The sequence below is a fragment of the Tsuneonella sediminis genome (assembly GCF_051912845.1).
GTDB lineage: Bacteria > Pseudomonadota > Alphaproteobacteria > Sphingomonadales > Sphingomonadaceae > Tsuneonella > Tsuneonella sediminis.
Genome location: NZ_JBNCBU010000001.1, coordinates 1,783,032 through 1,807,378, shown reverse-complemented (window position 1 = coordinate 1,807,378; position 24,347 = coordinate 1,783,032). Strand labels below are relative to the sequence as shown.

29 protein-coding genes and 2 tRNA genes are annotated in these 24,347 nt (G+C 65.0%); 22 read left to right on the top strand and 9 right to left on the bottom strand.

The genetic code is table 11. From position 1 onward, the window contains the following. The first annotated feature begins 21 nt into the window (after nucleotides 1–21). Nucleotides 22–330, top strand: a complete 309-nt coding sequence (locus ACPV3N_RS09220; RefSeq protein WP_440116869.1) for a GNAT family N-acetyltransferase — start codon at nucleotides 22–24, stop codon at nucleotides 328–330. Here the strand turns inward: ACPV3N_RS09220 and ACPV3N_RS09215 are convergent. Next, nucleotides 242–1,840: a PH domain-containing protein gene (locus ACPV3N_RS09215; RefSeq protein ID WP_440116867.1), complete on the bottom strand. Its 1,599-nt coding sequence runs from the start codon at nucleotides 1,838–1,840 to the stop codon at nucleotides 242–244. The genes ACPV3N_RS09220 and ACPV3N_RS09215 overlap by 89 nt on opposite strands. Beyond that, the gene (locus ACPV3N_RS09210; protein WP_440116865.1) at nucleotides 1,837–2,337 is read right to left on the bottom strand and encodes a PH domain-containing protein; all 501 of its coding nucleotides are present in this window, start codon (nucleotides 2,335–2,337) and stop codon (nucleotides 1,837–1,839) included. The genes ACPV3N_RS09215 and ACPV3N_RS09210 overlap by 4 nt, the downstream gene beginning before the upstream one ends. Nucleotides 2,338–2,492: 155 nt before the next feature. On the opposite strand from ACPV3N_RS09210, the gene ACPV3N_RS09205 reads away from it, so the two are divergent. From ACPV3N_RS09205 to ACPV3N_RS09175, 7 genes are all read left to right on the top strand, one after another. After that, nucleotides 2,493–5,501, top strand: coding sequence for an adenylate/guanylate cyclase domain-containing protein (locus tag ACPV3N_RS09205; protein ID WP_440116863.1), 3,009 nt, complete (start codon nucleotides 2,493–2,495; stop codon nucleotides 5,499–5,501). Between the two features lie 244 nt (nucleotides 5,502–5,745). Beyond that, the gene (locus tag ACPV3N_RS09200) at nucleotides 5,746–6,909 is read left to right on the top strand and encodes a tyrosine-type recombinase/integrase (RefSeq protein WP_440116861.1); all 1,164 of its coding nucleotides are present in this window, start codon (nucleotides 5,746–5,748) and stop codon (nucleotides 6,907–6,909) included. A gap of 116 nt (nucleotides 6,910–7,025) precedes the next feature. After that, nucleotides 7,026–7,817: a hypothetical protein gene (locus tag ACPV3N_RS09195; protein WP_440116860.1), complete on the top strand. Its 792-nt coding sequence runs from the start codon at nucleotides 7,026–7,028 to the stop codon at nucleotides 7,815–7,817. A 107-nt stretch (nucleotides 7,818–7,924) separates the two neighbouring features. Then, the gene (locus ACPV3N_RS09190) at nucleotides 7,925–8,128 is read left to right on the top strand and encodes a helix-turn-helix domain-containing protein (protein WP_440116858.1); all 204 of its coding nucleotides are present in this window, start codon (nucleotides 7,925–7,927) and stop codon (nucleotides 8,126–8,128) included. 284 nt (nucleotides 8,129–8,412) lie between these two features. Then, nucleotides 8,413–8,601, top strand: a complete 189-nt coding sequence (locus tag ACPV3N_RS09185; protein WP_440116856.1) for a hypothetical protein — start codon at nucleotides 8,413–8,415, stop codon at nucleotides 8,599–8,601. Continuing rightward, nucleotides 8,598–8,951, top strand: a complete 354-nt coding sequence (locus ACPV3N_RS09180) for a hypothetical protein (RefSeq protein ID WP_440116855.1) — start codon at nucleotides 8,598–8,600, stop codon at nucleotides 8,949–8,951. Before ACPV3N_RS09185 ends, ACPV3N_RS09180 begins: the two co-directional genes overlap by 4 nt. A 255-nt stretch (nucleotides 8,952–9,206) precedes the next feature. Next, the gene (locus ACPV3N_RS09175) at nucleotides 9,207–9,911 is read left to right on the top strand and encodes a hypothetical protein (protein ID WP_440116853.1); all 705 of its coding nucleotides are present in this window, start codon (nucleotides 9,207–9,209) and stop codon (nucleotides 9,909–9,911) included. A gap of 296 nt (nucleotides 9,912–10,207) precedes the next feature. Here ACPV3N_RS09175 and ACPV3N_RS09170 read toward each other — a convergent pair whose 3' ends face one another. Then, a complete protein-coding gene (locus ACPV3N_RS09170) occupies nucleotides 10,208–10,588 on the bottom strand; it encodes a hypothetical protein (RefSeq protein ID WP_440116851.1) in 381 nt (126 codons plus the stop codon). Between the two features lie 46 nt (nucleotides 10,589–10,634). Here ACPV3N_RS09170 and ACPV3N_RS09165 point away from each other — a divergent pair, with 46 nt between their 5' ends. Beyond that, nucleotides 10,635–10,913 (top strand): HGGxSTG domain-containing protein, encoded by a 279-nt coding sequence (locus ACPV3N_RS09165; protein ID WP_440116849.1) that lies wholly within the window; start codon nucleotides 10,635–10,637, stop codon nucleotides 10,911–10,913. A gap of 51 nt (nucleotides 10,914–10,964) precedes the next feature. On the opposite strand, the gene ACPV3N_RS09160 is transcribed toward ACPV3N_RS09165, so the two are convergent. The 5 genes from ACPV3N_RS09160 to ACPV3N_RS09140 all read right to left on the bottom strand — a co-directional run bounded on the left by ACPV3N_RS09160 (nucleotide 10,965) and on the right by ACPV3N_RS09140 (nucleotide 13,996). Further along, nucleotides 10,965–11,558 (bottom strand): hypothetical protein, encoded by a 594-nt coding sequence (locus tag ACPV3N_RS09160; RefSeq protein ID WP_440116847.1) that lies wholly within the window; start codon nucleotides 11,556–11,558, stop codon nucleotides 10,965–10,967. Continuing rightward, nucleotides 11,536–11,910, bottom strand: coding sequence for a hypothetical protein (locus tag ACPV3N_RS09155; protein WP_440116845.1), 375 nt, complete (start codon nucleotides 11,908–11,910; stop codon nucleotides 11,536–11,538). The genes ACPV3N_RS09160 and ACPV3N_RS09155 overlap by 23 nt, the downstream gene beginning before the upstream one ends. Nucleotides 11,911–12,092: 182 nt before the next feature. Beyond that, complete coding sequence (locus ACPV3N_RS09150) at nucleotides 12,093–12,308, bottom strand: hypothetical protein (protein ID WP_440116843.1); 216 nt, start codon at nucleotides 12,306–12,308, stop codon at nucleotides 12,093–12,095. Between the two features lie 266 nt (nucleotides 12,309–12,574). Further along, nucleotides 12,575–13,435: a hypothetical protein gene (locus tag ACPV3N_RS09145; RefSeq protein WP_440116842.1), complete on the bottom strand. Its 861-nt coding sequence runs from the start codon at nucleotides 13,433–13,435 to the stop codon at nucleotides 12,575–12,577. Nucleotides 13,436–13,444: 9 nt separating this feature from the next. Then, on the bottom strand, nucleotides 13,445–13,996 hold the full coding sequence (locus ACPV3N_RS09140; protein ID WP_440116840.1) for a hypothetical protein: 552 nt from the start codon (nucleotides 13,994–13,996) through the stop codon (nucleotides 13,445–13,447). Between the two features lie 189 nt (nucleotides 13,997–14,185). On the opposite strand from ACPV3N_RS09140, the gene ACPV3N_RS09135 reads away from it, so the two are divergent. Together ACPV3N_RS09135 and ACPV3N_RS09130 are read left to right on the top strand one after the other, a co-directional pair. Beyond that, nucleotides 14,186–14,584: a type II toxin-antitoxin system PemK/MazF family toxin gene (locus tag ACPV3N_RS09135; RefSeq protein WP_440116838.1), complete on the top strand. Its 399-nt coding sequence runs from the start codon at nucleotides 14,186–14,188 to the stop codon at nucleotides 14,582–14,584. Nucleotides 14,585–14,778: 194 nt separating this feature from the next. Then, nucleotides 14,779–14,976, top strand: a complete 198-nt coding sequence (locus ACPV3N_RS09130; protein WP_440116836.1) for a DUF6961 family protein — start codon at nucleotides 14,779–14,781, stop codon at nucleotides 14,974–14,976. Nucleotides 14,977–15,051: 75 nt separating this feature from the next. Here the strand turns inward: ACPV3N_RS09130 and ACPV3N_RS09125 are convergent. After that, nucleotides 15,052–15,126: transfer RNA gene (locus ACPV3N_RS09125), tRNA-Thr, on the bottom strand. A gap of 111 nt (nucleotides 15,127–15,237) precedes the next feature. Here ACPV3N_RS09125 and ACPV3N_RS09120 point away from each other — a divergent pair. The 11 genes from ACPV3N_RS09120 (at nucleotide 15,238) to ACPV3N_RS09070 (ending at nucleotide 24,265) form a co-directional block, all read left to right on the top strand. After that, nucleotides 15,238–15,375, top strand: coding sequence for a hypothetical protein (locus ACPV3N_RS09120; RefSeq protein WP_440116834.1), 138 nt, complete (start codon nucleotides 15,238–15,240; stop codon nucleotides 15,373–15,375). Nucleotides 15,376–15,412: 37 nt separating this feature from the next. Continuing rightward, nucleotides 15,413–16,099, top strand: coding sequence for a 2,3-diphosphoglycerate-dependent phosphoglycerate mutase (gpmA, locus tag ACPV3N_RS09115; RefSeq protein WP_440116832.1), 687 nt, complete (start codon nucleotides 15,413–15,415; stop codon nucleotides 16,097–16,099). Between the two features lie 4 nt (nucleotides 16,100–16,103). After that, on the top strand, nucleotides 16,104–16,595 hold the full coding sequence (gene purE, locus ACPV3N_RS09110) for a 5-(carboxyamino)imidazole ribonucleotide mutase (RefSeq protein ID WP_440116830.1): 492 nt from the start codon (nucleotides 16,104–16,106) through the stop codon (nucleotides 16,593–16,595). Continuing rightward, nucleotides 16,595–17,650: a 5-(carboxyamino)imidazole ribonucleotide synthase gene (locus ACPV3N_RS09105; RefSeq protein WP_440116828.1), complete on the top strand. Its 1,056-nt coding sequence runs from the start codon at nucleotides 16,595–16,597 to the stop codon at nucleotides 17,648–17,650. The genes purE and ACPV3N_RS09105 overlap by 1 nt, the downstream gene beginning before the upstream one ends. Beyond that, complete coding sequence (locus ACPV3N_RS09100; RefSeq protein WP_440116826.1) at nucleotides 17,647–18,132, top strand: dihydrofolate reductase; 486 nt, start codon at nucleotides 17,647–17,649, stop codon at nucleotides 18,130–18,132. The genes ACPV3N_RS09105 and ACPV3N_RS09100 overlap by 4 nt, the downstream gene beginning before the upstream one ends. Next, nucleotides 18,129–19,307, top strand: coding sequence for a dipeptidase (locus tag ACPV3N_RS09095; protein WP_440116824.1), 1,179 nt, complete (start codon nucleotides 18,129–18,131; stop codon nucleotides 19,305–19,307). Before ACPV3N_RS09100 ends, ACPV3N_RS09095 begins: the two co-directional genes overlap by 4 nt. Beyond that, nucleotides 19,304–20,230 (top strand): bifunctional riboflavin kinase/FAD synthetase, encoded by a 927-nt coding sequence (locus ACPV3N_RS09090; RefSeq protein WP_440116822.1) that lies wholly within the window; start codon nucleotides 19,304–19,306, stop codon nucleotides 20,228–20,230. The genes ACPV3N_RS09095 and ACPV3N_RS09090 overlap by 4 nt, the downstream gene beginning before the upstream one ends. 48 nt (nucleotides 20,231–20,278) lie before the next feature. After that, nucleotides 20,279–23,188, top strand: a complete 2,910-nt coding sequence (gene ileS, locus ACPV3N_RS09085; RefSeq protein ID WP_440116820.1) for an isoleucine--tRNA ligase — start codon at nucleotides 20,279–20,281, stop codon at nucleotides 23,186–23,188. After that, nucleotides 23,185–23,718, top strand: a complete 534-nt coding sequence (gene lspA, locus ACPV3N_RS09080) for a signal peptidase II (protein ID WP_440116818.1) — start codon at nucleotides 23,185–23,187, stop codon at nucleotides 23,716–23,718. Before ileS ends, lspA begins: the two co-directional genes overlap by 4 nt. Before the next feature lie 5 nt (nucleotides 23,719–23,723). Next, a complete protein-coding gene (locus tag ACPV3N_RS09075; protein WP_440116816.1) occupies nucleotides 23,724–24,125 on the top strand; it encodes a DUF3035 domain-containing protein in 402 nt (133 codons plus the stop codon). Between the two features lie 63 nt (nucleotides 24,126–24,188). Then, nucleotides 24,189–24,265, top strand: a tRNA-Arg gene (locus ACPV3N_RS09070). Nucleotides 24,266–24,347 lie beyond the last annotated feature (82 nt).

Here is a 24,347-nt window from a genome sequence, read left to right as displayed (position 1 = left end):
GCGCAAGAAGGAGACATCCGCATGGCGATCGAAGGGCTGGAAATTACCCACCGCGGGAACGAGGCGCAGGGCGAATACCGGGCGACGGTCGCGAACAGCGATGCCGTGGGCCGGCTGACATGGAAGGCCCGGGGCGGTGCGCGGATTGCCGACCACACCATCGTTCCGGCCGAGATCGGCGGTCAGGGAGTTGCCGCCGCGCTTGTCGACGCACTCGTCCGCGACGCGCGCGAAGAAGGGTTCAAGATCGTTCCGCAGTGCTCGTATGTCGATGCCCAGTTCCGGCGTCATCCGGAATGGTCGGACCTTCTGGCCGAAACCCCGAGCTGAGGCGCGAGAAATCGCACCTCGCGATACTGTCGAGCACGGCGGCGCGGATGCGCCGCGCCTCGCGGATCGGAACCGCTTCGAAGGACAGCCTGCCGCCGGCCAGCCCGAGGTGCAGCGTGGCGTAGCCTCCGGCTCTCGCCAGCGGCCCCTGTGCGATCTCGACCGACTGCAGTTTGACGCGATCGGCCACGTCGACCCTGGGCGCGAGCCAGCCGTGCCGGCGGTAGACCTGCCGGGCATCCAGAGCGTGGCGAGCGCGACGCCACCTTAACAGCTGGCCTAACGCGACGAACGGTATCGCCAGAAGGGGTAGAGGCGCAGCGGCCGGAACAGGCGAGAACAGCAGCCCTGCCGCAATCGCGACCGGCACGAGCGAGCCGAGCACAGCGGCATCGACGAACGCGCGCCGGGCCGGGCGATGCCACTCGATGGCCGCGCCCGGCAGGGGAAATCCCGCCGCGGCGGCAATCGGGGCCAGTTCGTCGACCTGCGCGAACGGGGCGACCACGTGGCTGCCCGTCCCCTCGTCCTGCGCCAGGCTCACGAACCGGAGCTCGTGCCACCCGAACAGGCGGCGCAGAGGCCGCGTACGGACCTGGACTGCCTGGACGCGATGCGCGGGCATGACCACGTCGGTGCGCGTGAACAGCCCGCGCCGCCTGCGAAACCCCTTGGCCGTACGGGTCAGTTCGAACCCCCAGTCTCGCGCCACCGTTCGCGCGAGACCGGTTGTGAACCCCACCACCACGAGCATGGCCAGCGCGAGCATTACCGCCGCGGCCTGCGCGAACGGGCCGAGCGCGGCGAGCCAGTGACCGCCACCGTCGAGCCGCGACTGCCAGCCGTCCCAGTCCCAGATGTCGAACGGGAGGAAATCGTCGAACTGCTGCGCCGCACCTGCGGCGACGGCGAACGCCGCGAGCGAGAATTCGAACAGCCCGAAGATCGCCAGTCTTTTTCGCGGCATCGCGAACAGGACGTCGCCGGACGGCTCTGCCTGCACGGCCAGCCCCGGAGTCGCCTGCTGCGCTTCCTCGTCCCGCCGCTCGCGCACGAGCTCGCGCAGCCGCTCGCCCTCGGCCAGGGGAAGCCACGACAGCGCGAGATCGTCCTTGCCGCCGGCCCCCGTATCGAAGGTCACGCGCGCAAGTCCGAACAGCCGGGCAAGGAGCGGTTCCTCGATGCTCACGTCCTGGATCCGCTCGTAGGGTACCGACCGCGCCGAGCGGCTGACGACGCCGGTCTCGAGCCGGATGTCCTCCTCGCCGACGGTGTAGGTCGTGCGCAACCAGCGCAGCACGCTCCCGGCAAGGCCGATAAGTACCGCGAGGACGGCGATCCCGGCGAGGAATCCGATCCCCGCGAACTCGTTTCGCAGGCCATAGGCTCCCGCAACGGCCGGCAGCACGGCCTTGCGGATGTCGCCGAGCGCGCCGACGAGGATGCCGAGCGGCGCGGTCCGGCGCGGGTGGCCCTCTGGCGCCGCACCGCTGGCGATTACCCCGGTCACAGCATCTCGCGCTTGATGTGCGCGCGGATCGTTTCGCGCATCGCCGCCGCGTCATCGGCGGCGAGCCCGGGCAACGCGACGCTGGCATTGTGGGTCCCGGCAGTATGGACGACCAGCGTGGAGAGGCCGAAGCCGCGTTCGAGCGGACCCTGCGTTACGTCGATGTGCTGGACCCGGCCGAACGGTACCACCGTGTCCGAGCGGAACCAGAGCCCGCGAACCACCCGCAGCCGGTCAGCGCCCAGGTCGTAGCCGCGCGCAGCATGGCGGCGCAGCGGAATACGCAGGACCACCCAGGCCGCGGCCGCCAGCACGGGCGCCACGAACAGGCCGGTGGGAAGCAGGTCAGCGGTCTCGAGCACCAGCGACCCGATGACGAACGGCGCGGTCACGATCGCTGCCTGCACACGCAGCAGCTTCACATGGTTCGGGGCTAGCGGGGTCAGGGCCCGTTCGTCGTCGGCCCCGGCCCAGTTTTCGTGTTCTGCCGCGCTCATGGTGACTTACATGGATAACACGGCCCCGCGTGACAAGACGGTTTCGTCGCGAGCCGATCGATTCCGAGCCGCCAGCGAAGTTAAGGATGGGCAGCGCCGGCCGTGTGTGGAACACTCGGCCCGCTCGTTGCGCGGCGTTTGAGGGGGATGCGGTGATGCAGACGGGACGCCCGTCAGGCGAGGGGACGGCCGGAGGCCCGTGGTCTCTGCCCCGCCTCGGCGCGGCCTTGCTTCTACTGGCCGTTTTCGCCGGCCTGTGCGCACCATTCCTCGCCAGCCCGCTTGCACCGGATGCGCCCGACGCGCGCCAGGGCGCAATCGACCTCGCGGGCTGGGACAGCAGTCGTGGCGCAGTCCCGCTCGCGGGCGACTGGGCCTTCCGAAGGGACGGGGGCAAAGGGTTCGACGGGCCGGGGCCCGCGACGATGCGCGTGCCGGGTGCCTGGACCCTCGGACCCGGGAATGGGGGCTCCGATCGCGGCGTCGGCACCTACCGCCTGACCATCCGTGGTCTCGCGCCCGGCCCCTACACCGTGCGCCTGCCGCTGATCTACTCCGCGGCGCGCATCCTTGTCGACGGGGCACCCGCCGCTTCGATCGGCGAGGTCGGGACCTCTCCCGCGACCACGGTCCAGCATCCCCGGGCTGCGATGGTCAATTTCACCAGTGACGGACGCCCGGTTACGATCGCGGTGCAGCTCGCCTCGTTCAGCCACCGCGAGACGGGCCTCGTCGCCGAACCCGTGCTGGGCTCGCCCCATGCGGTCGGCGAGTGGCTCGCCTGGCAGGCGGCGCAGGACTTCGTCTTCATCGTCTGCCTGCTGGTCCTTGCCGCTTACGGCATCGTGGTCTTCTTCTACCGCGGAGAGGAGCTGCCCGCCCTCTACTTCGCGGCGAGCTGCATCTTCTTCGTACCGACCGCGATGGGGATGGCATACGACAACCTCATCCTTGCCTCCGTGCCCTCGCTAGGCCTCGGAGGGATGCTCGCAGTCCAGTACTCGACCTTCGGGCTGACGGTGCTGTTCTTCCTGGGATACGCGCACCACCTCTTCCCGGCCGAGAGCTGGCGCTGGCCGATGCGCGTTCTGGCGGCCGTCATGGGGTCGATCACGGCCGCGCAGCTGGTCGCGATCGCGACCGGAAATCCGCTCGCAGCGTCGTTCATATCGCTGGCCTCGCTGGCGACGGCGGTCGTGGTCTGCACCTACGTGGTAGTCGTAGTTGCCCGGGCGGCCCGACGGGGGCGTTCCGGCGCGCGCGTGCTGTTCGCCGGAATGGGCGCCTTCGTTGCGACGATGGCCGTGGTCGCGTTCGTCCAGGCCGACATCCTCCCTCGCGACCGGGTGATCGCCTCGGACCTCGCGCCAATCGGCATCCTGATGTTGCTGTTCTCCCACGTCATCGTCTTCGCCAGGCGCTGGTCGCTGGCGACGCACGCGGCCGAGCGATCGAACGTCGAGCTTCGCACGTTGTTCGACGTGAGCACCGCCATCAGCACCGAGATGGACCTCCAGCCGCTGCTGACGCGGATCGTCGAGGCCACCACCAGGGTGGTGAACGCCGATCGCAGCTCGCTGTTCATGTACGACGAACGGAGGAACGAGCTCTGGTCGCTGGTCGCCGAGGGGGTGGCGACCCAGGTCTTGCGGTTCCCCGCCGATCACGGGATCGCCGGGCACTGCCACGTCGATGGCAAGCCGATCGTGGTGGCCGACGCCTATGTCGATCCGCGGTTCAACGCGTCGGTCGATGCCGCGACCGGCTACATCACCCGGACAGTGATGGCGGTCCCGGTAATGACCCGCGACGGGCGGCGCCTCGGCGTGCTGCAGGCCCTCAACCGCATCGGCAAGGACGGCTTCGACAGCCGCGACGTCCGCCGGATGGAAGCGTTCGCCTCCCAGGCTGCCATCGCGATCGAGAACGCGCAGCTGTTCGCCGACGTCGATTCGGCCCGCGAATACAGCGAGAGCATCCTCGGATCGATGTCGAGCGGACTTCTCACCCTCGACGAGAACGGCCGGATCGCGAAGGTCAACCAGGCTGCTTGCGAAATCCTGGAATATGCGCGGGACGAGATCGAGGGGACCCGGCCGGCCGATTCGTTCGCCCGGGACAATCCCGCGCTCCTCGACGAAATCGGCAAGGTCGCCGCCGAGGGCCGGGCGCGCAGCCTCGTCGATTTCGAGGTCATAACCGGCCGCGCGGGCCACGTATCCGCGAACATCAGCATCGTCCCCCTGCACAGGGATACCGGCGCGACCGGCGTGCTCGTCCTTTTCGACAATATCACCGCGACGAAGCGCCTCCAGGGCGCGATCGGCAAGTTCCTGCCCCAGAGCGCGGTGCAGGAAATCCTCGAGCGCGACGAGGACCTGCTGTTCGGGACGGCCTGCCGGACTAGTGTCCTGTTCGCCGATATCCGCAACTTCACCGCGGCAGCCGAGAAACTGTCGCCGCGCCAGACGGTCGACATGCTCAACGCCGTGTTCACGAGCCTGTTCGAGGCGGTGGCGAGCCATGACGGCATCCTCGACAAGTTCATCGGGGATGCCCTGATGGCGGTTTATGGCGCGCCGCTCTCGACCGGGGCCGACGCGGCCAACGCGGTGCGGAGCGCGCTGAGGATGCAGGATCTCATCGCCGACTATAACCGGTCGCGCGCGTCCCCCGACCTGCCCGCACTCGCCCTGGGTATCGGCGTTGCCACCGGCGAGGTGATCGCAGGGACGATCGGATCGCCCAAGCGCATGGACTACACCGTCATCGGCGATTCGGTGAACCTCGCGTCGCGGCTGGAGGCGATCACCAAGACGTACCGGGTCCGCACGATCGTCTGCGACGCGACCGCCGGCGAGCTCGGCCCCGACATCGCGCTGAGGGAACTCGATGTCGTGCGCGTGCGCGGACGCAATCAGGCGACCCGCATCCACGAGGCGTTCGCGGCGGGCGACGCAGCCTCGCGAGAGGAGCTGATTCACGCCTACGGCAAGGGCCGCGGGCTGCTCGCCGAAGGTGACTGGACCGGCGCTCTGCGCGTCTTCGAAAAGGCGGTCGAGATCGAGCCGGACGATCACCCGTCGGCATTGATGCTGGCCCGGGCCCGGACATTGGCCGCGAATCCCCCCGGTCCTGGATGGGACGGAATCTGGGCCGATTGAGGACAAACCTCGTTGCGACCGCATTGCCTGGCGGAACACGAGGTTCGGAAAAGAGTGCAGGGGATACAGCGATGGTGCTGCTGGAGAGAATTGAACTCTCGGCCTCTCCCTTACCAAGGGAGGGGTTGCGGATATTCTCGGACAGCCATGGACTGTTAGCCCTCTGTTTTCCGTCCCTTGTTGCCTTTGAGCGTCCGCCGATGTATTTCATGGGTGTTTCATGGAAGGTAGCGGAGGCCATCCCATGACCGACCTGAGCCGGATCGGCGACCGAGAAAAGCTGAAAGCCCGCAAGGGTGATGAGCCGCATTGGCAGCGGCTCCGCCACGGCTGTTATCTTGGGTTTCGCCCGTCGAAGCGCGGTGGCAAAGGGAAATGGTTCGCCCGCGCGTATCATCCCGACGAGCACGTCTACAAACGCAAGGCCCTCGGAGATTATAGCGAGATGCTTGGGCACGATGTGTTTAAGCAGGCGAAGGAGGACGCCGAGAAATTCGCGGATACTGTCGAAAGTGGGGGCGTTGCCGTTCGCAAGCTGGTGACCGTCGAGGATGCCTGCCGTGCTTACGCTGAAGGAAAGCCCCGCGAAGTCGGCAATCTTGAGCGGACGGTATATTCCGATCCCATCGCCAGCGTTAAGCTAGACAAGCTCCGGCGCCACCATCTGCGTAGTTGGCGGACACGGCTCGAAGAAAAGCCTGCACTCGTCACCCGCAACAAGGGTGGGGAAACGCGCACGCGGGTGCGGGCGAAGTCCACCGTCAATCGCGATATGGTGCCGTTGCGCGCCGCCCTGTCTCAAGTGCTCTCGCCGGGGGCACCAAACACCGATGCCGCTTGGCAAGAGGCGCTCAAGCCCCATCGGGGCGCGGGCAAGCGGCGCGACCTCTATCTCGATCGAGACGAGCGGAAGCTTCTCCTGAAGGTGTGCGACAAGGAAGCCGAGCCCTTCGTTCGCGCCTTGTGCCTGTTGCCACTACGCCCCGGCAGCCTCGCGAATCTCAAGGTCCGAGACTTCGATAGGCGCACGCGGTCCCTCACCATAGGCAAGGACAAAAACGGCAAGCCACGGCAAATCACGGTCCCCGAGTCGATCGCGACGTTTCTGGAGGCGCAATCGAAGGACAAGCTGCCCACCGCATCGATCTTCGCTCGCGCAAGCGGGGCGGCTTGGGACAAGAACACTTGGAAGGTGCCGATCAAAGATGCTGTGCGGGAGGCCGGGCTTCCCGATGCGGTCGCGGCTTACACCTTGCGCCACTCGGTCCTGACGGACCTGATTCGCGCCAAACTACCCATCCTCACGGTCGCGCAGCTTGCGGGGACCGGCGTGGAGATGATCGAAAAGCATTACGGCCACCTTGTTCGCGACGACGCGGAGGACGCGCTCGCCAGCTTGGCGCTTTGATTTGTCGAATGCGATTGCCTCGGTGATCGCAGGGAGGGGCAAGGGTAGCTCCCTGGCGCGGAACTCCGCCCGTGCTAGCCCCTCCCGAACTTCAGCGGGGACCCTGCGGAGTGGGCATGGACGACGATCTCTTAGAACTACTTAAGGAGCGGTTTCGCCCGGAGCGTATGCGCTACTTTGTAATGTGCCTCCGGCACGCTGCTAGCGCGAAAGCGGCATTTGATGATGCTGATGCAATGGGTCCCGCTCGCGCCGAAGCGGCGAGGAGGCTCCTAGAAACCCTCTTGAATGGAATCGGAGGCCTGGTGGGCGACAGGGTGTTGAGTGCCGCATATGGAACTACCCCTCCCCCAACCGCTCCCCGCGACCAACATCTTGCCGCCCTATGGTTTCGGCTATGGCCGGCACAGGCGTTGTTTGCGACTGTCGAGGATCAGCGCGCGATGTCTTCTGTGCAGTCTCTGCGCGACGAAGTGCTAGCAGTTTCCAATGGTGATGATCCGAGTCTCTTGGCTCGTGTCATTTCGTCTGCTCAGGGAGTCGGCGGGTCGCGTTACCGGATCGCCAACAAGAAACTAAGAGCCCTCGAATGGATCGAATTTCTGGAGGGGCGTGGGCTACCCCCGGCGGAAGCGCAGGCTCGAGTATCTATGGCTTTCGGAAATACACCGTGGACTACCATAAGAGGGTGGCGCGCCCAATGTGATAACCTGCTAGGCGGCGACGTCGTCACATACATGCTCGCGGTCGCCCGCAGTGGCTGGCATGGACATTTCTTAGGACTGGTTGAAGAAAAGGTCGCTTTGGCGCAGCTTGCAATTGACGGCGAGGAGTTCATGCAGTCCCGTGTGACCGCCAAAGCCGGACCCCGGCGCCGACCGCATCGCAAAGAGCAATTACCCCGGTGAAAGTTTGGCCAATCTTTCGTACGGTTAATTGACCAAACGGATTTCTCGCACCCTCCGTCTGTAGGTGTAGATGGACTGTCGCCCACAATCACGGAGGCGGCAGGACGATGGCACTACCGGATCACAAATTAGCCTTTCACATTGATGAGGCGCGAGAGGCGGGCGCGGGATCGCGTTCCGAGATTTATGAAGCGCTGCGGCGTGGCGACCTTAAGGCAAAGAAGCGCGGTCGGCGCACGGTAATTCTGCGGGACGATCTAGCGGAATATCTCGCCTCGCTGCCGGACTACGCTTCCGAGGCGGCGGCGTGAATCGTGGCGCCATCCGGACCGGGGAACGCTACCCCTGAAAAGCGAAAGGCCCGCGCCGTTCTTCCGGTGCGGGACCCTTCGATCGAGTCTTTGCTGGCAGGCCTAGATTTCGACGGGATCGATATAGACGCCCTGCGAGCGTTCAGCAAGCAATGCTGGTCGTCACGGAACGCATGGGACGTGCGTCGTCGCCGTGCTGGCCTGTTTGGCTCGCGGCTCCTTCCCAAGCATGACGCTGAGCGCGCCTTGAGTGTGGCGCTGCGCGAATTGGAAGAGGTGGCCCGATGACATTCGAGGCACGCCGCGCGCTGGCATTGGCGCTACTCAACAAGGGCGAGGGTCTAACGCGAAAGGCGGGACAATTCCTCGGCCAAATCGCGGTCGATCCCTTCGCGCTATCTGACAGGCAATTCGATTGGCTCGCGGCGCTCGCGGAGCGCGCTGGCCTGTCTGAAATGATGGAGGCCGAATGATGGCTAACAATCAAGAACCTCACTACGGCGACGGCACCGCAGCCGGACACAAAGGCGTTTCCACCGAAGCTCGTGCCAACAGCCGAGAGGCGGCGGCGGAAGTCACCCAGACGCTCGGGCGTCGTCATCGGCAAATGCTTGATGGGTGGGCCGCCTATGGTCGGACTGGGGCCATCCCCGAACAGATAGCGGCGGACCTAGATTTGCCGCTGCTGTGCGTCCGTCCGCGTGCCGGCGAGTTGGTCCGCCTCGGCAAGTTGTTCGAGGTCGGCAAACGGCCCGGTGGGATGGGCGTCAAGGTTATGGCCTATTCGATCATCGAACCCGAAGCGCTCGCGGAGGCCGCGTGATGGAGGCGGGCACAATCGATGTCACGATCGAGGGCGCCGGATTCCTCGTGGCCTGCAATCCCCCAGACTCCAAGCGCCCAAGTGAGTGGTTCCCCACCTTTCGGGAGGCGTGGGGTACTGCTGGCGGGATTCGTTTGGTGACGGGCCGCGCCAAGCGAGATTTGACGGGGGGTGAACATGGCGCGCCGTCCTGACAGGAACAGACCTCGGAAACCAAACGCGACTGGGCGGACGGAGAAAGCGCCCCGCTTCGTAATGCTGCCACACAGCCTCATCGAGTCCGCTGCTTACGCCAGCCTCGATCTTACCGCCCGCAGTCTGCTCACGGAGTTGATCTACCTATATCGGGGCGACAACAATGGCGCGATATTCCTGTCTGCCGCAGATGCCGCAGCCAGGTTGGGTCAATCCGATAAGCGGCCCGCGTTGCGCGCATTCGCTGACCTGCAAGATCGGGGCTTCATCACGCTCGCAAAGGACGCTCATTTCGCCATCAAGGCGTCAGAGACATCGAGGGCACGCTGCTGGCGGCTAACCTGGCTCGTTTGGCCGGAGTGCCCGCAGAAGGCCAAGCGCACATCGACAAATGAATGGCAGGCCTACCAGCCAGCCGGGAAGACCCGCGCGAGTAGGCGGGCTGACAAACGCCTTCGAGCTCAAGCCAAATATCGGAAGGATCGTGCATCCGGTCGTTTGCCGGGTGTGAACTTCACACCGTTGGAGGATGAAATGCCGAATTTACCGGCCAAACCGGGTGTGAAATCCCGACCCGCTGAAACTGCAAACGACGCAAATCCGCCATATCTCGTCGGTGTGAAATCCACCCCCTATTTACATGATACCATGGGCAGGGGTGAGTCGTGGTGGTGGCGTAACGATACTGAGCTCGGAATCGCGGCTCTAATAGCCTTCCTTCTGGCAATGGCCCAAAGTCGGCCCGACCTGGCGAGGGCGGCATGAAGCGCGCGAAGGCTGATAAAACAGCCGAGAAACAGCCGGTCGGTGATAATACACTGAAAGAACACCGAGACACGCAGCGGGCCTACATCGTCTCGGGAGCGGGGACGGATGCCGAAATCCGCGAGCGCTGCTTAGCTGACGTTCCTGGCTTCTCCGAGATGAGCGAACGAGTGCAGGATGAGCTCGTCCGCCTGATGCGGAAGTTCTGGGAAATGCCCGTCGCTCCGCGACTGGAGGTCGAGCAATCCGAAGATTGCACGGTGATCCGCTCGCCAGAGGGCACAAACGTCACGTTGTCAGCAATGCGAACGATCGAAACGTTCGGCAGCGGTTCGGCGGAATTTACGAACGGCAGGATTGAGGATCTGACAAAGGCGGCTCGTGCGCGGAAGTCGCTCAACACGGAAGGCCTGATGGCGGACCTTGCGTTCGTCACCGGGGGCGGCGCGCAGGATACCGTGCAAAGCACATTGCTGACCCAGATGGCGGCAACCCACGCCGCAGCGCTCAAGGCGCTCAATATGTCGATGCGGTCGGAATATGTCGATCAGGCTACCCAGATGGGGAACCTCGCGAACCGGCTGCTCAACACCTTCGCCCGTCAGGCTGAGACCCTGGCCAGGCTCCAGCGAGGCGGCGAACAGGTCGTCAAACACGTGCACATCGACAACCGACACGGCGGTCAGACCGTGGTGACCGATACTATCCAGACAGGGGGGGTAGATGAAAGATCGGCGGGACAAGCCCATGCAACCGCAGCAATTAGCGCAAGCGCCGCGCTGCTTGGCCAAGACCCGCAAGGGAACGGAGTGCCAGTCTCCTGCGGTCAGGGGGCGGAAGCGCTGCCGCATGCACGGCGGCGCGGCGGGGTCGGGAGCGAGGCCAGGGAATGAGAACGCCCGCAAGCACGGCCGCTATTCGGCAGAGAACCTTGCGATCATGGCGGGGCTGCGCGCGGTCCTTACTGAGGGCAACGCCATGCTTGATGGCCTCTCGGACTAGCTTCCTGTCGGATCGCAAACCGGAATCAGCGGTTCCGTCCCCGGGATTGGATTAGTCAGCCGGATCAGGCAAATCCGCGATGGCACTGGCAATAACAGGGGGCAGGTGACCGCTGGTCACGTTCTGACTGCGCATTGCAGCGGCAAGCCCCTCTACCCCGCCATGTGCACGAGCCAGCCGTTTTGCGGCGTCTTGTGCCAAGGTCAAATGGACGGAAGATGGCACCACATCATACGCATCAGGCATCAAAAAGATTTCTTTGGCTGGACCAATTAGGGTGCAGTCCTCTCGTCCTAGTCTGAGGAGTGCCCCTTGCGCATTCTCAATTGTTTCCAGGCCCGCAATTCGAGGAGTGAATTGTCCAGCAACAATCAAATAACGTTGATTGGCTTGCTCTGCCTCCGCGAACACCCAGAGTTGCTGAAAATATCGCTCATTGGCCAACTCGGGGCACCTTTGGTTGAGTTCCGGCGGTGCGGGCTCAAAGCCGGTGGAGTTGGGTTCGAAAGACAGGCCAAGAAGTGGATCATGTAAGACAGTCGAAGCAGCCGCTGACGCAGCAAACTCAGGTCGCGCGCAACTGGTCGCGAGACCTGTCAAGATCAGCGTTGCTGAGGCAAGGCTAGCGGTAACGGAAAACCTCAAAAATGCCCGCCTTTCTATAGCTAGGGCCACCGAACATGTCGGTTTGAACAAAATCGGATACCCACTTCGAACCAACATAGCCCGCGACATGCCCATGGGTGGACCCCACATTGGCTGGCAGCACGACTATGTCTCCCTTCTCCGGCGAATAGGGCGAAGTCTTCGTGTGGGATGCAAAGCCAAGACCCTCAAGAAATGGTCCGTAGTCTTTGGCAGACAAAGGGTTTCCAGCGGTGTTCAGACCTCCGGCGACCAAGGCCTCCCGAACGTACTTTGCGCATTTTCCCGCACCAAAGCCAGGCAGCGCATTATCTTCAAGATGTCGTGCGAATTTATTCTTGTCGAATGGCATAGACTACCCCGAGTCGGACAAACGGCCGTTGACGCAATTTAGCGAGAAGCGACGTTCTTCGCGAATCCTTTGTGCCAACCAATCTATGGTTTTAACGGCTAGGTGCCATAATGCTGCGACCGCAAAAAACGGCCCCGCATCGCTGCAAGGGGCCGTAGGATGTCAGGCGGGGGGTGGCGTGACTAGGCGGCTGGCGGCATCAATCGCGCCATGTCCGCAAAGGTCTGGTCGGTGAAGCTGGCCGTGTAGCCTTGAAGGATCCCGTCTCGTTCGTCGCGGAACTGGTTCAGCTTCCACCTGAGGGCGGCAAGGTCGGGCGCTGGCATGTCCATGACTTCGCCAAGGGCGTCGGCAACCGCATCGCCAAGCCTGTCGCATTCGTCGCTGGCTGCGTTCACAGGTCCGCAATTACGATCCCGACGCGCGGCTGCTCGTCCATGACGCGCACCTGCACGGTGGGTTCAATGGGTATTTCTCAGCGCCCAAACTGAGCGGAATGGTGCAGAGATGAGAGTCTCGTCGGTTCCTCCAGATGGCGGGCTTAGTGTCCCTAGTGTCAGGCTCCCTGCCCTTCCGTTGCCCCGCCTCAGTTCGGGGATGATCACCGGTTGGTTGGCGGCGACTGGGACGACTTCGATGGGTGAGATGTTCGGGAGATGTTGCGCTAGTCCGCAATCATCGCGGCAAAGTGGTCGCTGTCGAGATAGTCGATAGCAAGTGGCATCCCTAACGCCTTCAGGACGATCCGAGCAATATGATGAGTGGCGATCGGTCCTTTGTCGTTAGTCATCACGCCGTTGAAGTAGGTTCCAAAGGTCGCCACCACAGTGTCGAAATGGTCATTTCGAGCCTTCTCAGGTTTCCTTCTAACAGCACCTTTCCGCACCATCTCGACGAGCTGAATGACATGGCAAAGCGAGTACCGCCACGCGAACTGATTGTAGCGATGCGGCTCCCCAACCAGACCCCTTGTCGACAGGGAGCGCAGTTGATCGTTTGCTAGAGTGTTTGTGAGTTGAAAGATCGTAGCCCGAGCTAGGTCTGAAAGCTTTTCGCCGCGTGCGAGCTTTCTGAGGTCGGATTCGTCGAAGTTCGAGCGTATCTCTTCGAGTGCTTCCGATTGATCCCCGAGCGCCGACATGACGCTATTGGCTCTCTCCAACGCCCATTCGCGCCTCCGAAGGAGTTGCTGTCGGTAGCCGCGGTGGCCATTAGCCGCTTTTATCAGAGTATCGCAGAACTCTGGGAAGGCGCGGGTAGCCTCCCGATCGATGAAGCAGTTTGCGATAGCACCCGTTCTGGGATCGACGCGCGCTGCGCGACTGTTGCTCCACAGCATAATCACTTGGGTCGGAAAGTCCTTCACCACCGAGAATGCCGATATGACGGCCTCGACCGACCCGGGCCTGAATATTTCGGAGGCAATATGTTCGGGAATGACGGCACGATTACCCGGATCTGCCTCGAGAAGATGCCGAAGCTCGTCTGTTTCGAGACTATTGGTGTCGATGACGACGCGGAGCATCGAAGTCGGTCAGGCCGCAGTGGAATAGCGGAAGGCCAGCAGTCCAAAGAACGCAATCGCCGCCAGATAGAGCGTGTTGCCGACGATGGCGAATGACGCCTGCATTTCCCGCGCTCTATGCGCCGCGCGCTGTGCGTTCTCTTCGATGTGACGAGACATCTGCTCCGCCTGCTCGGTTCGCGCGATCACTGCCCATCTGTTCTCGGTCCCAGCGCCGTCCCAATGTTCGGGAAGCCAGTTGCTCGGCTTGTTGCCAGGTAGGCAGAATAATCCGGGCTGGACAGTAGCAAGGGCCCGCCATGCAGCGCCCATCATTGATGACGCGAAGGTGAGGGCGAATGTTGCCAAGCCAAAGTCGGGAGATTCTTTGCCGAGCAAGGCAACGCCGCCACCAAGCGAGCCGGTCACAGCGACAAGAACTAGTCCGGCCCACGTCAATGCTCGCTGATCGGCAGAAGTGGCGACTGCCAATTGCGCTTGCAGCCGCAGTTCACCCTCACGAAGAGCCTCACGTTGCAGATCGGCTGGCAGGTCTTTGAAAGATGCAAAGTCGTTGCTCACGCTCTTCCCCTAGGATACTTGGGCGCTATGGCCAAAGAACCTGAGCGCGAATATCGCAAGATCGACGACGGAGCGAAAACTCCACCACCCCCGCCTCCAACACCGCCCACGCCCACGCCGTCTCCTCCGCCGTCTCGGAAATAGGCTTGGAATTGTTGATCATAGTTCCGAAGCCTCTGTAGGCGCGGGATGAAGGCGCTACCGTTTCATCCCGCGCCGGGGAACATTTTGATCTGCGACTATTCGACGGGGTTCAAGCCGCCCGAAATGGTCAAGCGGCGGTTATGCATCGTGATTTCCCCCAAGCTGAAGCGCCGCGACAATCTGGCGACAGTTGTCCCACTGTCCGCAACATGTCCGGAACCCTTAGAGGACTGGAATTACAAAGTGGAACTCGTTTGCAAGTCATGGGGAGATGGGCCTCGATGGGCGGCCTGCGATATGCTGGCAACTGTTTGCTATGATCGATTGTCGCGCCCCCACTACCGTCACCCGGTGACTGATATTCGCCTATTTGAGAAGCTGGCCCTATCGACGGTCGATCTCGACGAAGTGCGCGCGAGGGTGAGATTGGCGCTCGGATTGTAATTGTATGTTCATCGCATTTGCCCTATATAAGTCCCGTTCCTGCGCTGCCTTCTCAGGCATCAGGCCTAAGTCCACGAGAGTGGCAACATGTCCGGCGATAACAAGCTAGGCGTGAGTAGGGGCTCCAGTTGGCTTCGGTCACTGGGGCCCCGTTCCTTTTATGCAGTAAGGACCCGCTCTCAGCGTCTCTCGCGATGCTGACCCGCGAGCGCGAACTGTGGGCGCTGGCCCTCTGGGTCGAGAAACACCACGGCCCCGACGGCCCGCGCTTCATCGCCGAGAAGCTGGGGGAACTCGCGTTGGCTGGTGAGACGTGCGGCTTCGATCTGTGGAAAGCGATTGCGGAGCGATTCGATGCGCTGCGATCGGGGCAGGATCGGCCCGTAAACTGACCGCCTCTGTCCACCCCCGTTTTTCATGCCGGTTTCATGGATGCAGAGCGCAGCTCCGCGAAGTCTTTGAAATGATGGTGCTGCTGGAGAGAATTGAACTCTCGGCCTCTCCCTTACCAAGGGAGTGCTCTACCTCTGAGCTACAGCAGCGTGACCATCGGTCGGCCCGCGGCGGATGGTGCCGCAGCGGGGAGCGGGCGCGCCTTACAGGGCGCCCCTCTCTTGTCAAGCGGAAGGCGCAGCGGCAAGGCTGCGAATGCGATGACCGAAGGCGATAAACTCACCCGCGAAGAACGCCTGGCACAAAAGCTGCGCGAGAACCTGCGGCGGCGCAAGGCGCAGTCGCGCGAACTGGCCGCGCAAAAGCCCAGTCTTTCCAAAGACGGGGAGCGCGGCTAGGGGCGGGTGCTCCCGAAGCCAGAAGGAGCTGCCGCGCTTGTCCACGCTGATCCTGATCCGCCACGGCCAGAGCCAGTGGAACCTGGAAAACCGCTTCACCGGCTGGTGGGACGTCGACCTGACCGAGAGGGGCGTGGCCGAGGCGACGGCCGCAGGTGAACTGCTCGCCCGAAAAGGCGTTTTGCCGACTGTCGCCTTCACCTCGCTCCAGACCCGCGCGATCAAGACGCTGCACCTGGCGCTCGAGGCGTGCGGCCGTCTGTGGATCCCCGAGATCAAGGACTGGAGGCTCAACGAGCGGCATTACGGGGGCCTTACCGGCCTCGACAAACAGGAAACCCGCGACCGGCACGGCGACGAGCAGGTGCACGTCTGGCGCCGCAGCTTCGACGTGCCGCCGCCCGAAATGGAGGCTGGCAGCGATTACGACCTCGCCGCCGATCCGCGCTACGCCGGGATCGACGTGCCGCGGACCGAAAGCCTCAAGCTGACCATCGAGCGCGTGCTGCCGTACTGGGAGAGTGCGATCGTGCCGCGCCTCGCGGAGGGCGAAACGGTCGTCGTCGCGGCGCACGGCAACAGCCTGCGCGCGCTGGTGAAGCACCTTTCGCGCATTTCTGACGAGGACATCACTTCGCTCGAGATTCCCACGGGACAGCCGATCGTCTACGAGTTCGACGCATCGATGACGCCGGGCGAGCGGCGCTACCTCAAGGACACCTGATCGAATGGCAGACGCCGCGCCACAGGTCGCCATCGTGATGGGCAGCCAGTCGGACTGGGACACGATGCGGTGCGCCGCAGAGGTGCTCGACGAACTGGGCGTGAGCCACGAGGCGCGGATCGTCTCGGCGCACCGTACGCCCGACCGGCTCCACAGCTTCGGCAAGGGCGCGGCGGACGAGGGCTTCAAGGTCATCGTCGCGGGCGCCGGCGGCGCGGCGCACCTGCCCGGGATGATTGCCGCGCTCACGCACCTTCCCGTGCTTGGCGTGCCGGTGAAATCGAAGGCCCTGAAAGGGCTCGATAGCCTGCTCTCGATCGTGCAGATGCCCGCGGGCGTGCCGGTCGGAACGCTCGCGATCGGCGAACCGGGGGCGACCAACGCGGGCCTGATGGCGGCTGCGATCCTCGCGGTTTCCGACGAGGAACTTTCCCGGCGCCTGCAGGCCTGGCGCGCCGCGCGCACTGCGGCGGTGAGCGAGGCACCGCAGGACTGATGCTTCGAGCCGGGGGAACGATCGGGATCCTGGGCGGCGGCCAGCTCGGCCGGATGCTGGCGATGGCCGCGGCACGGCTTGGCTATCGCTGCCACGTCTACACGCCCGAGCGCGACAGCGTCGCGGCCGAGGTTTCGGCAGCGGTCACCGTCGCGCCCTTCACCGACCCGCTGGCGCTCGGCCGTTTCGCCGACGCCTGCGACGCAATCACGTTCGAATGGGAAAACGTGCCCACCGCGCCGCTGCAGTTCCTCGAGGGCCGCATCGCGCCCGGGCTGCGTGCGCTCGAGACGGCGCAGGACAGGCTGAAGGAAAAGCGCTTCGTCGAGGGCCTGGGCGGTCGTCCGGCACCCTTCGCGGCGATCGATTCGGCCGATGACTTCGCGCGCGCCCTCGACCGGATCGGGACGCCGGGCGTGCTCAAGACCGCCCGAGACGGATACGACGGCAAGGGCCAGTGGCGCGTGCACTCGCCGCGCGATGCGGAGGCGATCCGCCTGCCGCAAGCGCCGTGCGTGTACGAGGGCTGGGTAGAGCATGCAGCCGAATTTTCGGTCATCCTCGTACGTGACGCGGGCGGCGACGTGAGGTTCTGGGATTCGACCGAGAATCGCCACGAGAACGGCATCCTCTCCTGCTCGGTCTGGCCGCCGTGCGACGCAGTCGCGGCCCAGGTAGAGGCTGCGCGCGACCTCGCGCAGAAGGTCGCCGACGCGCTGGGCTATATCGGCGTGCTGACGCTCGAGTTCTTCGCGACCCGGGAGGGGCCGGTGTTCAACGAGATGGCGCCGCGGGTGCACAACTCGGGACACTGGACGATCGAGGGCGCCGCAACGAGCCAGTTCGAGAACCACGTTCGCGCGATCGCCGGCCTCCCGCTGGGCGACACCGCCACGGTCGTGTCGCGCGCGGAGATGGACAACATCGTCGGCGACGTCTCGGCCGCCCATGCGCTACTCTCCGATTCCCGCGCCCATCTCCACCTCTACGGCAAGTCGGAGGCGCGCGAGGGGCGCAAGATGGGCCACGTGACCCGCGTGTGGCCGCGGGGATGACGCGGCGGGTCACCGCGATCCTGGCGCGCGCCGACAACGGAACGATCGGCAGGGACGGGACCCTGCCCTGGCGCATCCCGGCCGATCTCAGGCGGTTCAAGGCGCTGACGATGGGCAAGCCGATGATCATGGGCCGCAAGACCTTCGAGAGCATGGGCGGGCCGCTGCCCGGCCGGCGGCACATCGTGCTCACGCGGAGCCGCCAGTGGGCGGCCGAAGGAGCCGAGGTGGCCCATTCCGCGGACGAGGCCCTCGTCCTGGCCGGCGATAACGAGGTTTCGGTGGTCGGCGGGGCCGAGATCTACCGCCTGATGCTGCCCCACACCAACCGGATCGAACTGACCGAGGTCCATGCCGATGTCGCGGGCGAAACCCGTGTGCCGCCCTTCGGTGGCGATTGGCGCGAGACATGGCGCGAGGATCATCCCGCCGCGGGCGACACGCCGGCGTTCAGCTTCGTGCGGCTGGAGCGCATTCTATGAAGCGATGGTCGTGGTTCCTGGTGGCTGTCCTCGGCACCGCGCTGGCCGGACTGTTCACGCTCGGCCCCGGCTTGGCCGAGAACGCGATGAACAAGGTGGACGGCAAGCCGCTGGTCCCCGTCTCCCCCGAGGCGAAGGCGCTGCACGCGACGCTGACCATCGTCGACCTGCATTCGGACACCCTGCTGTGGAAGCGCGACATCCTGTCCGACGGAGAGCGCGGACACATGGACCTGCCCCGGCTCGAGCGCGGCAACGTTGCGCTGCAGGTCTTCTCCAGCGTAACCAAGACGCCCAAGGGACAGAACTACGACGCCAACGCGGGCGACACCGACAACATCACCCCGCTGGTCTTCGCGCAGCTCCAGCCGCCCCGGACGTGGACCTCGCTCTACCGCCGCTCGCTCCACCACGCCTCCAAGCTCGCCGACGCCGCGCGGCGCTCGAACGGGCGCCTCGCGGTCGTCGGACAGGCCGCCGACATCGACGCATTGCTCGCCCCGGGCGGCGGCCGGAACCGCCCCGTCGGCGCGCTGCTGTCGATCGAGGGCCTGCAGAACCTCGAAGGCCGCCTCGACCGGCTCGAGAAACTCCACGCCGCCGGCTTCCGCATGGCGAGCCCCACGCACTTCTTCGACAACGATCTGGCCGGCTCGATGCACGGCCTCGACAAGGGCGGGCTGACCGACAAGGGGCGCGAGGCGATCGGGCGGATGGAGCAACTGGGCATGATCGTCGACGTCGCGCATTGCAGCCACGCCTGCGTGGCCGACATCCTGGCCATGGCGACGCGCCCGGTCGTTTCGAGCCACGGGGGCGTGCAGGCGACGTGCAAGGTCAACCGCAACCTGACCGACGCGGAAATTCGCGGGATCGCCAGAACCGGAGGAGTGGTGGGCATTGGCTACTGGGAGGGCGCGGTGTGTTCGACCGACCCGCGCGCGGCCGCACGGGCGATGAAGCACGTGCGCGACCTCGTCGGGATCGAGTACGTCGCGCTCGGCAGCGACTACGACGGGGCGACCACGGTGCGCTTCGACACCGGCCAGCTCACGCAGATAACGCAGGCGCTGCTCGACGAAGGGTTTTCGGAAAGCGAGATCCGCAAGGCGATGGGCCTCAACGCTCTGCGGGTGATCCGGTCGGGAATCGAGCCGAGGGGCGCCGCGCGATGAGATGGCTCGACCACCGCGACCGCATCCCTGAATCCCTGCGCGGGTCGGTGATCGCGCTCGGCAACTTCGACGGGTTTCACCTTGGCCATCAGGCGGTCGCCCGCGAGGCGATCGCGTGGGCGCGCGACGAGGGGCGCCCGAGCATCGTGGCGACTTTCGACCCCCATCCCGTGCGGCTGTTCGCGCCCGATGCACCGCCGTTCCGGCTGACCACGCTCGAGCAGCGGCAGGAGCTCTACCTCGCCGCGGGGGCGACCGCGATGCTGGTATTCCACTTCGACCGCGAACTCGCCTCCACCACCGCCGGGGACTTCGTGAAAGTCCTGCTGCACGAGCGGATCGGCGCCGCGGGCGTGGTCACAGGCGAGGATTTCACCTTCGGCAAGGGCCGGGGCGGCAACCGGCAGGTGCTCGGGGATCTGGGCCGCGAGGTCGGTATCGAGACGCGCGCGGTTCCTCCGGTCACGGAAGGCGGCAAACCGGTATCCTCGAGCCGGGTGCGCGAGGCATTGCAGGCGGGCGACTGCGAGACCGCGAGCCGCCTGCTCACCCGCCCCTTCGCGATCCGCGGCGTGGTCCAGCACGGCGACAAGCGCGGGCGCGAGATCGGCTACCCGACCGCCAACCTCCCGCTCGAGGGCTACCTGCGTCCGCGGTTCGGAATCTACGCGGTGACGGGAAAGGTTCTGTCGACCGGGCAGGAGCTGAAGGGTGCGGCCAACATCGGCGTGCGTCCCACGTTCGACCCGCCCAAGGAACTGCTCGAACCCTATTTCTTCGATTTCTCGGGCGATCTGTACGGGCAGGAGATCGAGGTCGCGTTCCGCCATTTCCTGCGGCCGGAGGCGAAGTTCGACGATCTAGACGCGCTCAGGGCGCAGATGGCGAAGGATTGCGACAGGGCGCGCGAACTGCTCGCGTGAACCAAAAACTTTCCTACAGCGCCGCCTTCCGCTAGCGGCGCTCTCGCCATGAGCGAAGCCGACAAGCCCCAGCGTGAAAATCAATCGAGAGATTGGCGCGACACCGTCTTCCTGCCGAAGACCGACTTTCCGATGAAGGCCGGGCTCCCGCAGAAGGAGCCGGTCATCGCCGCGAAGTGGGAGGCGGAGAAGCTCTACGAACGCTTACGCGATGCGCGGCGGGGCCGGCCGAAGTTCATGTACCACGACGGCCCGCCCTACGCGAACGGGGCGATCCACATCGGCCATGCATTGAACCACGCGATCAAGGACATGGTCTGCCGCACGCAGAACCTGCTGGGCAAGGATGCGCCATACGTCCCCGGGTGGGACTGCCACGGGCTGCCGATCGAGTGGAAGGTCGAGGAACAGTACCGCAAGGCGAAGAAGAACAAGGACGAAGTTCCGCTGCTCGAATTCCGCGCCGAATGCCGCGCCTATGCGCAGCACTGGGTCGACGTGCAGCGCGGGCAGCTGAAGCGCCTCGGCGTGATGGCCGACTGGGACAATCCCTACCTGACCATGCAGCCCGAGAGCGAGGCGACGATCGTCGCCGAACTGCTCAAGTTCGCGACGAGCGGCCAGCTCTATCGCGGGGCCAAGCCGGTGATGTGGTCCCCGGTCGAAAAAACCGCGCTGGCCGAGGCCGAGGTCGAGTACGAGGATATTGTCTCGACCCAGATCGACGTCGCGTTCGAGATCGTCGAGAGCCCCATCCCCGAACTGGTCGGCGCGCAGGCGGTGATCTGGACGACGACGCCTTGGACGATCCCGGTGAATCAGGCGATCGCCTACGGGCCTGAGATTGAGTACGCACTTGTTCGAAGAGGTGACCGCCGCTTCTTGGTCGCGCGGCCTCTTGCCGGGGCCTTTTTGGCCCGGCTTGAAGACATCAGGGCGCCCGAACCGGCTCTCAGTGGTGAGGGGCTCAGTCTCGGCGGAAGCGCCGCTGGCGTGGTATACGACCTCGAATGGTCTGGTACAGGCTCCGACCTCGCCGGCACCCTCGCCCGCCACCCGATGCACCACCTCGGCGGGTTCTTCGCCGAGCCACGGCCGTTCCTGCCGGGCGACTTCGTTACCACCGACAGCGGCACCGGACTCGTCCACATGGCGCCCGACCACGGCGAGGACGACTTCGACCTGTGCAAGGCACACGGCCTGACGCCGAAGTTCGCCGTGGAAGGCGACGGCAAGTATCGCGCGGACTGGGGCTGGCTCGGCGGGCAAGGCAGCGTAATCAACCCCAAATTCAATTCGATCGACGGCCCGATCCTTCAAGACTTGGTGAAAACTGGCGCGCTACTAGCGCACGGTTCCTATTCGCACTCCTACCCGCACTCGTGGCGCTCGAAGGCCAAGGTCATCTACCGCTGCACCCCGCAGTGGTTCGTGCCGATGGACAAGAAGATCGATCGCGACGTGCCGCGCTGCGCCGAGGAAGCCGCGATCCGCGCCGCGCAAGGAGAGGGCGAGACCTTGCGCGAGATCGCCCTGCGCGAGATCGAGCGGGTGCAGTTCACCCCGGAAAAGGGGCGCAACCGCATCGGTTCGATGGTCGCGGGCCGCCCCGACTGGGTGCTCAGCCGCCAGCGCGCGTGGGGCGTGCCGATCACGCTGTTCGTCAGCCGCAAGACCGGCGACTACCTTGTCGACCCCGAGGTCAACGCGCGCATCGTCGCGGCGGTGCGCGCCGAGGGGATCGACGCCTGGACGCCCGAGACCGCGCACCGTTTCCTTGGCGATGCCCACGATCACGACGAGTGGGAGCCGGTGTCCGATATCCTCGACGTGTGGTTCGATTCGGGCACCAGCCACGCCTACGTGCTCGACAGCGGGCGTTGGCCCGACCTGTCCTGGCCGGCGGACATCTATGTCGAGGGGTCCGATCAGCATCGCGGCTGGTTCCAGTCGAGCCTGCTCGAATCGTGCGCCACGCGCGGCCGCGCGCCGTACGACCGCATCCTCACCCACGGCTTCACGATGGACGCCAGGGGCATGAAGATGTCGAAGTCGCTCGGCAACACGGTCGATCCGGTCAAGGTGATGGAGACCTACGGCGCGGACATCATCCGGCTGTGGGCGCTCTCGGTCGACTTCACCGAGGATCACCGCATCGGCGACGAGATCCTCAAGGGCGTCGCCGACCAGTACCGCAAGCTGCGCAACACCTTCCGGTATTTGCTTGGAGCGCTCGACGGGTGGGACGATGCGGAAACGCTGCCGGTCGAGGAGATGCCCGAGCTCGAACGGTACGTGCTCGCGATGCTCGGCGGTGTCGATGCCACGCTGCGCGAAGCGGCCGAAACCTACGACTTCAACACCTACGTCCGCACGCTGATCGACTTCTGCAACGAGGACCTGTCGGCGTTCTACTTCGATATCCGCAAGGATTCGCTCTATTGCGACGCGCCCGGCAGCACGAGGCGCCGCGCCGTCCGGACGGTGTTCGACACGCTGTTCCACGCGCTCGTCCGCTACGCCGCCCCGGTGCTCGTGTTCACCGCCGAGGAAGTCTGGGGCACGCGCTATCCGGATCGCGGAAGCGTCCACCTCCTCGAGTGGCCGACGATCGAGCGCGCGAAGACGTCGGACGATACGTGGGATGCGGTCCGCGACCTGCGCGAGCGCGTAACCGAGGCGGTCGAGCCGCTGCGCCGCGAGAAGATCGTTCGCTCGAGCCTCGAGGCCGAAGTCACCGTGCCCGCCTCCGCCGTGCCGTCCGGGTTCACCGACGCCGCTCTGGCCGAGCTGTTCATCACCGCGACAGTCCGCCGTAGCGATGGGGACGAGGTGACCGTCACCCGGACCCAGGACCACAAGTGCGGCCGCTGCTGGCGATTGCTGCCCGAAGTGGACGAGGACGGCAGCCTGTGCGCGCGCTGCGCGGACGTCGTCGGCGAAGAGATGCCCGCATGAGCGTGCTGACCCGCAACCGGCTGATCGGCCTTGTCATCGCGGTCCTGCTGTTCGCCGCCGACCAGGCGACGAAGAACTACATCCTCTACGACCTCGGGCTCGCCCTCGGCCAGTCGCACTACCTCCTGCCGATCTTCCAGTTCACGCTGACGCACAATTACGGCGTCTCGCTCGGCATGTTCACCGCAGATACGGACCAGATGCGCTGGATTCTCGTCGGGGTTACCGCCGCGATCGCGGCGATCGTCACGGTGTGGCTCGTGCGCGAGAGGAAGCTCGCCGACATCGTGCCCCTGGCGATGATCCTCGGCGGCGCGCTCGGCAACATCAAGGACCGCTACCAGTACGGCTACGTCGTCGATTTCCTCGACCTGCACTTAGGCGACTTCCGTCCGTTCCTCATTTTCAACATCGCCGATGCGGCCATCACCATCGGCGTGCTGATCATCCTTGCCCGATCGTTCTTCGTGCGCGACAAGGCACCCGACGAACCGGCCGACCCGGCCCCCAAACTCGGAAACGAGAGCTAGACCCCATGCGCAAGATCGCCTTCATCGCCCTTTCGACTGCCATGCTCGCCGGCTGCGGCAGCGGCGGCATCCTCAACCGCGACCGTCCCGACGAGTTCGCCGTGCAGCGGCAGGCGCCGCTGGTGGTGCCGCCCGACTTCAGCCTCGAGCCGCCCGCCCCCGGCGCGCCGCGACCGACCGAAGGCACCGCTGCCGAGCAGGCGCTCGACGCGCTGTTCGGCGGACCCGCCGCCCGCAGCGCGGTGGAGACCAGCGCGCTCGACCGCGCCGGCGTCGCCGAACCCGGCATCCGCACCGCGGTCGGCGATCCGCAGACCAACACGGTCGCCAAGGGCCGCGTGACCCGCGACATCATCGCCGCGCCCGAAGGCGACGGCCAGGGCGCGAGCGCGGTAATCCCGGGCTGACGCCCCTCGATCGACAAGTCGCTGGCGCACTGCATTGCGCTTTGCTAAGCGCCCGCGACCAAGGCACCCGTAGCTCAGCTGGATAGAGCGCTGCCCTCCGAAGGCAGAGGTCACAGGTTCGAATCCTGTCGGGTGCGCCAGCACTTTCAGCGTTTCTGGTTTTCGCCCGCGCCGTTGCTTGTGCGGCATGCTGGGGCCGCGCGGTTTGCCTGGCGCACCGCG

Bases quoted from the DNA above. Each gene is read 5' to 3' on its own strand.
- ACPV3N_RS09220 (WP_440116869.1), top strand. From the start codon at position 22: ATGGCGATCGAAGGGCTGGAAATTACCCACCGCGGGAACGAGGCGCAG.
- ACPV3N_RS09210 (WP_440116865.1), bottom strand. From the start codon at position 2,337: ATGAGCGCGGCAGAACACGAAAACTGGGCCGGGGCCGACGACGAACGG.
- ACPV3N_RS09205 (WP_440116863.1), top strand. From the start codon at position 2,493: ATGCAGACGGGACGCCCGTCAGGCGAGGGGACGGCCGGAGGCCCGTGG.
- ACPV3N_RS09200 (WP_440116861.1), top strand. From the start codon at position 5,746: ATGACCGACCTGAGCCGGATCGGCGACCGAGAAAAGCTGAAAGCCCGC.
- ACPV3N_RS09195 (WP_440116860.1), top strand. From the start codon at position 7,026: ATGGACGACGATCTCTTAGAACTACTTAAGGAGCGGTTTCGCCCGGAG.
- ACPV3N_RS09190 (WP_440116858.1), top strand. From the start codon at position 7,925: ATGGCACTACCGGATCACAAATTAGCCTTTCACATTGATGAGGCGCGA.
- ACPV3N_RS09185 (WP_440116856.1), top strand. From the start codon at position 8,413: ATGACATTCGAGGCACGCCGCGCGCTGGCATTGGCGCTACTCAACAAG.
- ACPV3N_RS09180 (WP_440116855.1), top strand. From the start codon at position 8,598: ATGATGGCTAACAATCAAGAACCTCACTACGGCGACGGCACCGCAGCC.
- ACPV3N_RS09175 (WP_440116853.1), top strand. From the start codon at position 9,207: ATGCTGCCACACAGCCTCATCGAGTCCGCTGCTTACGCCAGCCTCGAT.
- ACPV3N_RS09165 (WP_440116849.1), top strand. From the start codon at position 10,635: ATGAAAGATCGGCGGGACAAGCCCATGCAACCGCAGCAATTAGCGCAA.
- ACPV3N_RS09155 (WP_440116845.1), bottom strand. From the start codon at position 11,910: ATGCCATTCGACAAGAATAAATTCGCACGACATCTTGAAGATAATGCG.
- ACPV3N_RS09145 (WP_440116842.1), bottom strand. From the start codon at position 13,435: ATGCTCCGCGTCGTCATCGACACCAATAGTCTCGAAACAGACGAGCTT.
- ACPV3N_RS09135 (WP_440116838.1), top strand. From the start codon at position 14,186: ATGAAGGCGCTACCGTTTCATCCCGCGCCGGGGAACATTTTGATCTGC.
- ACPV3N_RS09130 (WP_440116836.1), top strand. From the start codon at position 14,779: ATGCTGACCCGCGAGCGCGAACTGTGGGCGCTGGCCCTCTGGGTCGAG.
- ACPV3N_RS09120 (WP_440116834.1), top strand. From the start codon at position 15,238: ATGACCGAAGGCGATAAACTCACCCGCGAAGAACGCCTGGCACAAAAG.
- purE (WP_440116830.1), top strand. From the start codon at position 16,104: ATGGCAGACGCCGCGCCACAGGTCGCCATCGTGATGGGCAGCCAGTCG.
- ACPV3N_RS09105 (WP_440116828.1), top strand. From the start codon at position 16,595: ATGCTTCGAGCCGGGGGAACGATCGGGATCCTGGGCGGCGGCCAGCTC.
- ACPV3N_RS09100 (WP_440116826.1), top strand. From the start codon at position 17,647: ATGACGCGGCGGGTCACCGCGATCCTGGCGCGCGCCGACAACGGAACG.
- ACPV3N_RS09095 (WP_440116824.1), top strand. From the start codon at position 18,129: ATGAAGCGATGGTCGTGGTTCCTGGTGGCTGTCCTCGGCACCGCGCTG.
- ACPV3N_RS09090 (WP_440116822.1), top strand. From the start codon at position 19,304: ATGAGATGGCTCGACCACCGCGACCGCATCCCTGAATCCCTGCGCGGG.
- ileS (WP_440116820.1), top strand. From the start codon at position 20,279: ATGAGCGAAGCCGACAAGCCCCAGCGTGAAAATCAATCGAGAGATTGG.
- lspA (WP_440116818.1), top strand. From the start codon at position 23,185: ATGAGCGTGCTGACCCGCAACCGGCTGATCGGCCTTGTCATCGCGGTC.
- ACPV3N_RS09075 (WP_440116816.1), top strand. From the start codon at position 23,724: ATGCGCAAGATCGCCTTCATCGCCCTTTCGACTGCCATGCTCGCCGGC.